At 64.6% G+C, this 11,673-nt stretch carries 12 protein-coding genes; 11 read left to right on the top strand and 1 reads right to left on the bottom strand.

The genetic code is table 11. The features are described 5' to 3' along the window. Window positions 1-233 precede the first annotated feature (233 nt). The 7 genes from G3N58_RS01100 (at window position 234) to G3N58_RS01070 (ending at window position 7,893) form a co-directional block, all read left to right on the top strand. Window positions 234-1,613: a 3-carboxy-cis,cis-muconate cycloisomerase gene (locus G3N58_RS01100; RefSeq protein ID WP_167044638.1), complete on the top strand. Its 1,380-nt coding sequence runs from the start codon at window positions 234-236 to the stop codon at window positions 1,611-1,613. A gap of 5 nt (window positions 1,614-1,618) precedes the next feature. Beyond that, window positions 1,619-2,410 carry a 3-oxoadipate enol-lactonase gene (gene pcaD, locus G3N58_RS01095; RefSeq protein WP_167044635.1) on the top strand — a complete coding sequence of 264 codons (792 nt, stop codon included), beginning with the start codon at window positions 1,619-1,621 and terminating at the stop codon, window positions 2,408-2,410. Further along, window positions 2,407-2,805: a 4-carboxymuconolactone decarboxylase gene (gene pcaC / locus G3N58_RS01090; RefSeq protein ID WP_205998287.1), complete on the top strand. Its 399-nt coding sequence runs from the start codon at window positions 2,407-2,409 to the stop codon at window positions 2,803-2,805. Before pcaD ends, pcaC begins: the two co-directional genes overlap by 4 nt. 266 nt (window positions 2,806-3,071) lie before the next feature. Next, the gene (locus tag G3N58_RS01085) at window positions 3,072-5,021 is read left to right on the top strand and encodes an ABC transporter permease (protein ID WP_205998286.1); all 1,950 of its coding nucleotides are present in this window, start codon (window positions 3,072-3,074) and stop codon (window positions 5,019-5,021) included. Further along, window positions 5,018-5,839 (top strand): ABC transporter ATP-binding protein, encoded by an 822-nt coding sequence (locus G3N58_RS01080; RefSeq protein WP_205998285.1) that lies wholly within the window; start codon window positions 5,018-5,020, stop codon window positions 5,837-5,839. The genes G3N58_RS01085 and G3N58_RS01080 overlap by 4 nt, the downstream gene beginning before the upstream one ends. Then, window positions 5,836-6,549 carry an ABC transporter ATP-binding protein gene (locus G3N58_RS01075; RefSeq protein ID WP_167044623.1) on the top strand — a complete coding sequence of 238 codons (714 nt, stop codon included), beginning with the start codon at window positions 5,836-5,838 and terminating at the stop codon, window positions 6,547-6,549. Before G3N58_RS01080 ends, G3N58_RS01075 begins: the two co-directional genes overlap by 4 nt. A 135-nt stretch (window positions 6,550-6,684) precedes the next feature. Continuing rightward, window positions 6,685-7,893 carry an ABC transporter substrate-binding protein gene (locus G3N58_RS01070; protein WP_205988352.1) on the top strand — a complete coding sequence of 403 codons (1,209 nt, stop codon included), beginning with the start codon at window positions 6,685-6,687 and terminating at the stop codon, window positions 7,891-7,893. 70 nt (window positions 7,894-7,963) lie between these two features. Here the strand turns inward: G3N58_RS01070 and G3N58_RS01065 are convergent, their stop codons facing one another. Then, window positions 7,964-8,215: a hypothetical protein gene (locus tag G3N58_RS01065; RefSeq protein WP_205998284.1), complete on the bottom strand. Its 252-nt coding sequence runs from the start codon at window positions 8,213-8,215 to the stop codon at window positions 7,964-7,966. A 359-nt stretch (window positions 8,216-8,574) separates the two neighbouring features. On the opposite strand from G3N58_RS01065, the gene G3N58_RS01060 reads away from it, so the two are divergent. The 4 genes from G3N58_RS01060 (at window position 8,575) to G3N58_RS01045 (ending at window position 11,640) form a co-directional block, all read left to right on the top strand. Beyond that, on the top strand, window positions 8,575-8,973 hold the full coding sequence (locus tag G3N58_RS01060) for a VOC family protein (protein WP_167044613.1): 399 nt from the start codon (window positions 8,575-8,577) through the stop codon (window positions 8,971-8,973). Window positions 8,974-9,036: 63 nt separating this feature from the next. Then, entirely contained in the window at window positions 9,037-9,648 is a 612-nt protein-coding gene (locus G3N58_RS01055; protein WP_205998283.1) for a tat (twin-arginine translocation) pathway signal sequence, read from the top strand. A gap of 16 nt (window positions 9,649-9,664) precedes the next feature. After that, on the top strand, window positions 9,665-11,251 hold the full coding sequence (locus G3N58_RS01050) for a GMC family oxidoreductase (RefSeq protein WP_346778226.1): 1,587 nt from the start codon (window positions 9,665-9,667) through the stop codon (window positions 11,249-11,251). Between the two features lie 53 nt (window positions 11,252-11,304). Beyond that, window positions 11,305-11,640, top strand: coding sequence for a ribbon-helix-helix domain-containing protein (locus G3N58_RS01045; RefSeq protein ID WP_167044604.1), 336 nt, complete (start codon window positions 11,305-11,307; stop codon window positions 11,638-11,640). The last annotated feature ends 33 nt before the right edge of the window (window positions 11,641-11,673 follow it).

The following is an 11,673-nucleotide window of genomic DNA, read 5'->3' as shown; positions in this document are numbered from 1 at the left end:
ATGCCCGCCGCGTTTGGCGCAAAATACACGGCGACGCGCAATCGTGCGAACCGGCGTGTCAGGCCACCTGATGCGGCCCTGCGCCGGGCGAGCGTGAGCGTGAGCGCGAAGCACGACATGACGTGCGCAGCCGGAGATTGCAACTGCGGCAAGCGCGCCGGCTCGCGTCAACGTTGAGCCGTTGCGCGCCACGCTCATTCTTCATCCCCGATTCCCTCGAACCCGACGTCACCATGCTCGACTCCAGCGCCCGTCTGACTGGCCTTCTTTGCGGCACGCAGCCGATGAACGACATCTGGGCGCCGCGTGCCACGCTGCAACGGATGCTCGACGTCGAAGCCGCGCTCGCGCGCGCTTCGGCCGCCCATCATGTCATTCCCCACACCGCCGTGCCCGCGATCGAGGCGGCCTGCCAGGCCGACCAGCTCGACGCCGACGCGCTCGCGCGCGATGCCGCGCTCGGCGGCAATCTCGCGATTCCGCTCGTCAAGCAACTGACCGCGCGCGTCAAGGCCGCCGATGCCGAAGCCGGCAAATACGTGCACTGGGGCGCGACGAGCCAGGACATTATCGATACGGCGACGGTGCTGCAACTGCGCGACACGTTCGATCTGCTCGACAGCGGTTTGCAAGCCACCTGCGACGCGGTCGCGACACTCGCGGCCACCCATCGCGCGACGCCGATGATCGGCCGCACATGGCTGCAACAGGCGCTGCCGATCACGCTCGGCCTCAAGTTCGCGCAATGGCTCGACGCGCTGCTGCGTCATCGCGAGCGGCTCGATGCATTGCGCGAGCGCGTGCTCGTGCTGCAATTCGGCGGCGCGGCCGGCACGCTCGCGAGTCTGCGCGAGGCGGCGCCGCAGGTTACGCAAGCGCTCGCGAAGGAACTCGGCCTTGCCGTACCGACCTTGCCGTGGCATACGCAGCGCGATCGCATCGCCGAAACGGCAGCGCTGTTCGGCATGCTGATCGGCACGCTCGGCAAGATCGCACGCGATATCTCGCTACAGATGCAGACCGAAATCGACGAGCTTGCAGAACCGGCCGCGGCCGGCAAGGGCGGTTCGTCGACCATGCCGCACAAGCGCAACCCGGTCGGCTGCGCGGCCGTGCTGACCGCCGCGACGCGCGCGCCGGGACTCGTCTCGACCGTGTTCGCGGGCATGGTGCAGGAGCACGAACGCGCGCTCGGCGGCTGGCAGGCCGAATGGGACGCGCTGCCGGACCTCGCGCGCCTCGCGGGCGGCGCGCTCGCGAATATCGAGCAGATCGCCGCCGGCCTGAATGTGAACGTGACGCGTCTCGCTGCGAATCTCGACGTCACGCACGGCCTGATTCTCGGCGAAGCGGTCATGCTCGCGCTCGGCGATTCGATCGGCCGGCTCGACGCGCACCATCTGGTCGAGCGCGCCTCGAAGGCGGCGATCCGCGACGGCAAGACGCTGTACGAGGTGCTGTCCGCCGACGCGGACGTCACCGCCCATCTTTCGGCCGAGCGCCTGCAAGCGCTGCTCGACCCCGCTCAATACGTCGGCCAGGCGCACGCATATGTGGACGCGGCGCTGGCGCTTCATTCCACGCGCGCGCAGCGCGCCCATTCCAAGGAGTAACCGGCATGCCCTACGCCGCAGTCAACGGCACCGAGCTTCATTACCGCATCGACGGCGACCGTCACGGCCACGCGCCGTGGATCGTGCTGTCGAATTCGCTCGGCAGCGATCTGTCCATGTGGACGCCGCAGGTCGCGGCGTTGTCGAAGCATTTCCGCGTGCTGCGCTACGACACGCGCGGCCACGGCCATTCGGAAGCGCCGAAGGGGCCGTACACGATCGAGCAACTGACCGGTGACGTGATCGGCCTGATGGATACGCTGAAGATCGCGCGCGCGCATTTTTGCGGCGTGTCGATGGGCGGCCTGACCGGCGTCGGTCTTGCCGCGCGTTATGGCGACCGCTTCGAGCGCGTCGTGCTGTGCAATACGGCCGCGCGCATCGGCTCGCCGGAAGTGTGGGTGCCGCGCGCCGCGAAGGCCCGCAACGAAGGCATGCTCGCGCTGGCCGACGCGGTGCTGCCGCGCTGGTTTACGGCTGACTTTATCGAGCGTGAGCCGATCGTGCTGGCGATGATCCGCGACGTGTTCGTGCATACCGACAAGGAAGGCTATGCATCGAACTGCGACGCGATCGACGCGACCGACCTGCGCCCCGAAGCGCCCGGCATCAGGCTGCCGGCGCTCGTCATCAGCGGCACGCACGACGTTGCCGCGACGCCCGCGCAAGGCCGCGAACTCGCCCAGGCGATTCCGGGCGCGCGCTATGTCGAACTCGACGCCTCGCATATTTCCAACATCGAGAAGGCCGACGCTTTCACGAAGACCGTACTCGACTTCCTGACGGAGACGAAATGAACGACGAAGACCGCTACGAAGCCGGAATAGGCGTGCGCCGCGCAGTGCTCGGCAATGCGCACGTCGACCGCTCGCTTGCGAATCGCACCGAGCTGACCGAAGAATTCCAGAACTTTATCTCGCGCTATGCATGGGGCGAGATCTGGACGCGCGATGGCCTGCCGCGCCATACGCGCAGCCTGCTGACCATTGCGATGATGGTCGCGCTGAACCGCAACGAAGAACTCGCGCTGCATCTGCGCGCCGCGAAGAACAACGGCGTGACGCGTGATCAGATCAAGGAAGTGCTGATGCAGAGCGCGATCTATTGCGGCGTGCCGGCGGCCAATTCGGCGTTCCATCTCGCCGACAAGCTGTTCCGCGAAGACGATGCCGCGGCGGCGGCAAAGCCTTAAGCGTATCGCAAGCCGCATCGCCATTTTTCGCTGATTAAAGAACGCGCGCCGGAATGTTGTCCGGCGCGCGTTTTTTTATGCGCCGCCACACACTGCACGCCCGTTCGCTTCGGCGTAGATTTTGTGTGGGTTGTGATGCGGGATGATTCACTGGTAGTGTCCTGCCTTTGACGCGGGCGCATGGTGCCGCACGCGCTGCAACGCCCGCCGACCGTGCCGACGCGCCCGCCGCTCGCACGCCTTTCGGCTGGCCGCCGAGGGTCGCAATGCTTTCGAATCTGCTGGTACAACTGGTCAACGGACTTGCCGATGCCTCGACGCTGTTTCTCGTTGCCGCCGGCCTGTCGCTGATCTTCGGCGTAACGCGCATCGTCAACTTTGCGCATGGCTCGTTCTATATGATCGGGATTTACGTCGCGTACAGCATCGCGAGCCGCTTCGGCCATACGGTGGCGGGCTTCTGGCTGTCGGTGCTGGCTGCCGCGCTGGCGGTCGCGGTGCTCGGCGCGCTCGTCGAAATCGTGGTGCTGCGGCGTATCTATCAGGCACCCGAGTTATTCCATCTGCTCGCGACATTCGCGCTCGTGCTGATCTTTCGCGATGCCGCGCTCTGGCTGTGGGGCCCCGACGATCTGTTCGGCCCGCGCGCGCCGCATCTCGCGGGCGCGGTCGATTTTCTCGGCCATCCGCTGCCGACCTACGATATCGCGCTGATCGTCATCGGTCCGCTGGTGCTGCTGCTGCTCTGGTATGCGTTGACGCGCACGCGCTGGGGCACGCTCGTGCGCGCCGCGACGCAGGACCGCGAGATGCTCGGCGCGCTCGGCATCAACCAGGCGTGGCTGTTTACCGGCGTGTTTTTCATCGGCGCGTTTCTCGCTGGGCTCGGCGGCGCGCTGCAAGGGCCGCGCATGTCGGCGAACCTGTCGCTCGATCTCGAGACGATCGGCAATGCGTTCGTGGTCGTCGTGGTCGGCGGCATGGGTTCGATTCCGGGGGCGTTTATCGCGGCGCTGCTGATCGCCGAAATCAAGGCGCTATGCATCGGCATCGGCCATGTGACGCTGTTCGGCATCGGCTTGTCGCTGAGCCGTTTTACGCTCGTCGCGGAGTTTGTCGTGATGGCGGTCGTGCTTGTCGTGCGGCCGTGGGGACTGCTCGGCCGCGCGAGCGTCGCGGTGCGCGGCATGGGCGCGCCGGAAGCGCCGCTGCGTCCCGCGAGCAGGCGCGTGAAGTGGCTCGCCGCGCTCGTGTTGCTGGTTCTCGCGCTTGCGCCGCTCGCGGCCGGGGCGTTTCCGTATATGCCGGTGCTGCTTGTCGAAGTCCTGATCGCGGTGCTGTTCGCGGCGAGCCTGCATTTCATCATGGGGCCGGGCGGCATGCATTCATTCGGCCATGCCGCGTATTTCGGGCTCGGCGCATACGGCGCCGCGCTGTTTCTCAAGGTGCTCGATCTGCCGATGGAAGCCGCGCTGCTGCTCGGCCCGCTGCTTGCCGTGCTTGGCGCGCTTGTATTCGGCTGGTTCTGCGTGCGCCTCTCGGGCGTCTATCTCGCGATGCTCACGCTCGCGTTCGCGCAGATCGTCTGGTCCGTCGTATTCCAGTGGGACGACGTAACGGGCGGCAGCAACGGCGTGCTCGGCTTATGGCCGTCGAACTGGCTGGCGTCGCCGCTTGCCTACTATTACCTGACGCTCGTTTGTGCCGGACTCGGTGTGTGGCTGTTGCGCCGCATGCTGTTTTCGCCGCTCGGCTATGCGATGCGCGCGTCGCGCGATTCCGTGCTGCGCGCCGAGGCGATCGGCATCGATGCCAGGCGCGTGCAGTGGGCCGCGTTCGTGATCGCGGCGCTGTTCTGCGGGCTCGCCGGTTCGCTGTATGCGTTCTCGAAGGGCACTATTTCGCCGGACGTCATCAGCGTGAGCCGTTCGGTCGACGGTCTCGTGATGGTGCTGCTCGGCGGCCTGCAAACGCTGAGCGGGCCGCTCGTCGGCGCGGCCGTATTCACCTGGTTGCAGGATACGGTCGCGCGGCAGACCGACTACTGGCAGGCGCTGCTCGGCGTCGCGATCCTGCTGCTCGTGATCGCGTTTCCGCAGGGCATGGTCGGCTTCGTTCGCGAGCGTTTCGGCGACGGGGGCCTCGATCATACCGATGAAAATAGCGGCGGCACGTCGCCCGCGCAGCGCACCGAAGCGCTCAAGGAGGGCCTATGAGTCTGCTGCGCGTGAGCGGCCTGTCGAAATCGTTCGGCGGCGTCAAGGCCGTCGACGACGTTTCCTTCGCTCTCGAAGCCGGTCAGCTGCTGGCGCTGCTCGGGCCCAATGGCGCCGGCAAATCGACCTGCTTCAACATGGTCAACGGACAGTTGCCGCCATCGTCGGGCTCGATTCTTCTCGACGGTCACGAGCTGGTCGGCATGCGTCCGCGCGATATCTGGCGGCTTGGCGTGGGCCGCACGTTCCAGATTGCCGCTACGTTCAATTCGATGACCGTGCTCGAAAACGTGCAGATGGCGCTCGTGTCGCGCGAGAAAAAGACCTTCAGTATATGGAGGCCGGCGCGCTCGCGTTATGCCGACGAAGCGTTCGCACTGCTCGAACAGGTCGGCATGACCGCGCACGCGAGCCGCGCATGCGGCGTGCTCGCGTATGGCGACGTGAAGCGCGTCGAGCTCGCGATCGCGCTCGCGAATCGTCCAAAGCTGTTGCTGATGGACGAACCGACGGCCGGCATGGCGCCGCAGGAGCGTCATGAATTGATGGCGCTGACCAAACGGCTTGTTATCGAGAACGGGATCGGCGTGCTGTTTACCGAGCACAGCATGGACGTGGTGTTTGCCTACGCCGATCGCATGATCGTGCTCGCGCGCGGCAAGCTGATCGCCGAGGGCGATGCGCAGACGATCCGCAACGACGCACGCGTGCAGGAAGTCTATTTCGGCACCGGCAAGACGTTCCGCCCGCAGGCGCCGTTGCTTCACGCGGCAGGTGGCGCGAACGGCCACGGTCGAGACGAAGGGGCACGGCAATGAGCGAACCGATGCTGAAGGTGGCCGGCCTCAACGCGTTCTATGGCCGCGCGCATATCCTGTTCGACGTCGATCTCGAAGTCGGCCGCGGCGAAGTCGTCGCGCTGCTCGGCCGCAACGGCGCGGGTAAATCGACGACGATGAAAGCGATCATGGGGTTGCTGCCGCGCCGTCGCGGCGAAGTGACGTTTCGCGGCCAGAATATCGGCGCGCTGCCGCCGCACCGGATCGCGCGCATGGGCGTCGGCTTCGTGCCCGAGGACCGCCGCCTATTCGCCGATCTGAGCGTGATGGAAAATCTCGATACGGGCCGCCAGCCGCCGCGCGAAGGCGCGCCGCAATGGACGCCGGACAAGCTGTTTCGCCTCTTTCCGAATCTCGGCGAAATGCCGAAGCGCCCGGGCGGACAGATGAGCGGCGGCGAGCAGCAGATGCTCACGGTGTCGCGCACGCTGATGGGCAATCCTTACCTGGTGTTGCTCGACGAACCGTCCGAAGGCGTCGCGCCCGTGATCGTCGAGCAGATGGCGAACATGATTCTCGAACTGAAGCGCGAGGGACTCTCTATTCTGTTATCCGAACAGAATCTTCACTTCGCCGAACTGGTCAGCGATCGCGCGTACGTGCTTGAAAAAGGGCAGATTCGTTTCGGCGGCACACTCGGCGAGCTTGCGCAAAACGATACGGTCAGGCGTGCATGTCTAAGCGTATGAGTCGGCGTATGAATGCGCGTATGAAGCGATACGATACGATGCCGGCTTGTTGCGGCGAGTATCGCCTCGGTTGCCGCGCCGCCCGCCACTCGAATACCGGAAAAACCCGCAATCCTTCAGACCACGGAGAAACGCATGACCACGCGCGCAGGATGGATCTCTCGCCTCATGGTGTCGGCCGCGTGCTCGTTTGCCGCATTCGGCGCGAGCGCACAGCAGACCATCAAAATCGGCGAGATCAATAGCTACAAGGCGCAACCCGCCTTTCTCGGACCCTACCGCAACGGCTGGACTCTCGCGCTCGAACAGGTGAACGCGGCGGGCGGCGTACTCGGCAAGCCGCTCGAAGTGATTTCGCGCGACGACAACGGCAACCCCGGCGATACGATTCGCGTTGCGCAGGAGCTGATTGCGCGCGAGCAGGTGCAACTGCTGTTCGGCGGTTATCTGTCGAATACGGGCCTCGCGCTCACCGACTTTGCGAAGCAGAAGAAGATGTTCTTCCTCGCCGCCGAACCGCTGACCGACAAGATCGTCTGGGCCGACGGCAATCAATACACGTACCGTCTGCGTCCGTCGACCTATATGCAGGTTGCGATGCTCGTGCCGGAAGCGGCGAAGCTCAAGAAGAAGCGCTGGGCGCTCGTCTACCCGAACTACGAGTACGGGCAGTCGGCGGTGGCGACCTTCAAGAAACTGCTGACGGCCGCGCAGCCCGATGTGCAGTTCGTCGTCGAACAGGCCACGCCGCTCGGCAATATCGACGCGGGCGCCGTAACCCAGGCGATTGCCGATGCGAAGCCCGACGCGATCTTCAACGTGCTGTTCAGCGCGGACCTCGGCAAGTTCGTGCGCGAGGGCAATACGCGAGGGCTCTTCAAGGATCGCGCGGTCGTTTCGCTGCTGACCGGCGAGCCCGACTATCTCGATCCGCTCGGGGCCGAAGCGCCGAGCGGCTGGATCGTGACCGGTTATCCGTGGTATTCGATCGATACGGCCGCCAATAAAAAATTCGTCGAGGCGTATCAGGCGCGCTTCCACGATTATCCGCGGCTCGGTTCGGTGGTCGGCTATACGGCGATGATGTCGATCGCGGACGGGATTCGAAAGGCCGGCTCGGTCGATTCCGACAAGCTGGCCGCCGCGTTCAAGGGGCTTAATGTGCAGACGCCGTTCGGGCCGATCATGTTCCGTCCGCAGGACAACCAGTCGACCATGGGCGCGTATGTCGGCGTGACGGCGCTGAAGGACGGCAAGGGCGTGATGACGTCGTACCGGTATATCGACGGCGCGAGCGTGCAGCCGTCGGATGCCGAGGTGAAGAAGCTGCGGCCGGCGGAGTAGCGGACTAAGGGCTGGCGGCTTGAAAATACCGGCGGCCTGCACGCTTCACGACACCGAAGGCCGCCGCCAGCTACTCTTCCGCGTCGTGCTCCATGACGAAGTGCTTCAGATAGGCGAGCACGGCCGCTTCCATCGCACGATGATCGGCGGTGCTTTTCGAGCCCGCGCTGGCCTCGTCGCCGAATAGCGTGGCCGGCGCGTCGTGCACGTCCACTTCCTGCCCTTCGCGAAACACGCGAATTTCGTGGACGTCTTCGGCATATTCGGCGACCCAGTGCACGCCCTCGATATGCGCACCCGCGCGAACGGTGGGACTCTTCATGAACGTCTCCTCAAAGCGGTCGACCTGAGTTGGCGCTTCAGCGCCGACTCCGATTCCATGCACCATGCAAAGCGATCGACCTGAGTTAACTCTTCATCGCCTATTCTGATCCCATACCCGGCGGTCGGCCAGATCAGGCATCACTTCAGGTATCACTTTACACACGGTTCTGCGCAAACCGCATCGCGCGCGCCTCGCAAATGTGGACACGACTCCGTGTAATCCCTGGCATGGATTTAGCCGCGTATTACCTCAGCGGCAGTTGGGGTCGCTACATTTGATTCCGTGACCGGCGCGAATCGGCTCGCGCAGTGCCTCACGCGGCCCGGCTCGCGCATCGCACACTGACGGAGAGGGATATGGCCAAGCTTATCCACACGATGATTCGCGTGCGCGATCTGGAGCGCTCGCTCGCTTTCTATGAGACCGTGCTCGGCATGACGCCGAGCCATCGGCTCGATTTCGACGACTTCTCGCTCGTCTATCTGCGCAACGGCGAAGCCGATGCCGAAATCGAACTCACCTGGAACAAAGGCCGCGAGACGCCGTACACGCATGGCGACGGCTACGGCCACGTCGCCGTCGTGGTCGACGACACGCACGCGGAGCGCGAACGCCTGCTCGGTCTCGGCTTCGCGCCCAAGGACCTGCGCGAGTTTAAAAACGACGCGGGCGAATTGCTTGCGCGCTACTTCTTTATCGAAGACCCGGACGGCTACAAGATCGAGGTGCTGGAGAAGCACGGACACTATCGCTAGTCCGGCACCCGCCCGCGCGCAAGGATGCCCACAGTCCGCGCGCCAACATGGAAGGAGACGACGATGACAGGCAAGACCATCGATATTGCCCTCGACGCGCAAGCGGCGAGTGGGACGCGTGCGCGCATCGCGCTTACGCGCCGCGAATGGCTCAAGGGCACGGGCATTCTGATCGGCACGCTCGCGGTATCTTCCTCGCTGGCGATGTTCGCGCCGAGCCGCGTCTGGGCGCTCGAACTCAAGCATCTCGACACGCATCAGGGCGCCGTGCTGCTGGCGCTGACGAAGCAACTCTATCCGCACAAGACGCTCGACGATGCCGTCTATGCGCTCGCGGTCAAGGACCTCGACGCCAAGGCGCAGCACGACGCGGCCGTGCGCAAGCAACTGGCCGACGGCGTGACAGCGCTCGATAAAAAAGCCCCCGGCGGAGACTGGACAAAGCAGGCGGCCGAGGCGCAGGCCAGCGACGTCGCCGCCCTCGCGGGCACGCCGTTCTTCGAAACGGTGCGCGGCACGGCCGTGGTGTCGATCTACAGCAGCACGCTCGCGTATCAACATTTCGGCTATGGCGCGAGCGAGGGCGACGGCGGTTATCTGTTCAAGGGCTTCAACAATCTCGCGTGGCTGCCCGAGCCGCCCGCCGAGGACAGCGGCCCGGTTCCGGCGGCGTGACATCGGGAGACCCAACGTGGCAACGACACAAGGCAGCACACGCTTTTCGCTCGACGACAGCAACGTGGTCGTCATCATCGGCTCCGGCGCGGGCGGCGGCACGCTCGCGAACGAACTCGCGCAGAAGGGCATCGACGTGGTCGTGCTCGAAGCGGGCGCGCACAACACGCCGGCCGATTTCAAAACGGAAGAGTGGGATGCGTTCCATCTGCTCTCCTGGCTCGATCCGCGCACGGCCTCGGGCAGCTGGCGCGTGGCGCGCGATTTCCCCCACCTGCCCGCGTGGATCTGCAAGACGGTCGGCGGCACGACCACGCACTGGGCCGGCGCGAGCCTGCGCATCCAGCCGCACGAATTCAAGGCGCGCACGACCTATGGCGTCATCGACGGCGCGACGCTGCTCGACTGGCCCGTGACGCGCGAGGATCTCGATCCGTACTACGACCGCGCCGAGAAGAAGATGGGCGTGACGCGCACGAACGGCTGGCCGGGCCTGCCGGGCAACAATAATTTCAAGGTGATGTTCGCGGGCGCGACCAAGGTCGGCTATCGCCAATGCAACACCGGGCATATGGCGATCAACAGCGTGAATCGCGACGATCGCAGCCACTGCTATCAACGCGGCTTCTGCTTTCAGGGCTGCCGCTTCAGCGCGAAGTGGTCCACGCTCTATACCGAGCTTCCGAAGGCGCAGGCGACGGGCCATATGGAATTGCGGCCGCATTCGCACGTTGCGCGCATCGAACACGATGCGCACGGCAAGGTGAATGCCGTGCTCTACTACGACGGCAAAGGCAAGCTGCAACGCCAGAAGGCGCGCGTGGTGGCGGTCGCGGGCAATTCGATCGAAACGCCGCGTTTGCTGCTTGCCTCGGCATCGAGCCGCTATCCGAACGGACTCGCCAATTCGTCGGACCAGGTGGGACGCAATTACATGCGCCATACGACGGGCTCCGTCTACGCCACGTTCGAAAACAAGGTCGAGATGTTCAAGGGCACGACGATGGCCGGCATCATCGAGGACGAAGCGCGCTTCGATCCGAAGCGCGGCTTCGCCGGCGGCTATCATATGGAGACCATCTCGCTCGGCTTGCCGTTTTACGCGGCGTTCCTGAATCCCGGTGCGTGGGGCGCCGACTTTGCGCACGCGATGGACGCGTATCCGTACACGGCGGGCATGTGGATCGTCGGCGAGGACATGCCGCGCGCGAACAACCGCATTACGCTCAATCACGACGTGAAGGATCAGTTCGGACTGCCGGTGGCCAACGTCAATTTCGACGATCATCCCAATGACGAGGCGATGCGCGAACATGGCTTCAAGCAGGGCACGGCCGTGTACGAAGCGGCGGGTGCGAAGACGGTGTATCGCGTGCCGCCTTATCCGTCGACGCATAATCTCGGCACGGCCCGCATGAGCGCGCGAGCGGAAGACGGCGTATGCAACCGCTTCGGGCAGACGCACGACATTGCGAACCTGTTTATTTCGGATGGCAGCCAGTTCACGACCGGCGCGGGCGAGAATCCCACCTTGACCATCGTGACGCTCGCGATCCGCCAGGCCGACTATATCGCCGGGCAGATGAGCAAACGCGAAATCTGACGGGCTGGCTTAGCGGCGCGAGGGCCGCTACGTCATCATTTGCGAGGGACAGTATGTGCAATGTCTATGTCAACGCCGATCCGATCCTCTATGAGTCGCGCACGCGCGCGCTGCGCATTCATGGCGTCGTCACGACGGTCCGGCTCGAAAATCTCTTCTGGGATGTACTCCAGGAAATCGCCAACCGCGAGAACATGACCACGACGCAATTCGCCGTCAAGCTCTACGACGAACTGCTGGCCTTGCGCGGCGAAGAGCCGCTGAATTTCGCGTCTTTTCTGCGCGTATGCTGCCTGCGGTATTTATCGACGAGTGCCGCGCGCAACGAGGCGGCGGGAGACTTGCCGGGCAATCCCGCCTTTCGGCCCAAGATCGTGAAGACTGTTTGAGCCTGTGCGTTTGAAGCCGCGTGTTTGAGCACG

The organism is Paraburkholderia sp. Ac-20342 (assembly GCF_017104985.1).
In the GTDB taxonomy this organism is placed as follows: Bacteria; Pseudomonadota; Gammaproteobacteria; order Burkholderiales; family Burkholderiaceae; genus Paraburkholderia.
This window is presented reverse-complemented; position numbering and strand designations above follow the sequence as displayed.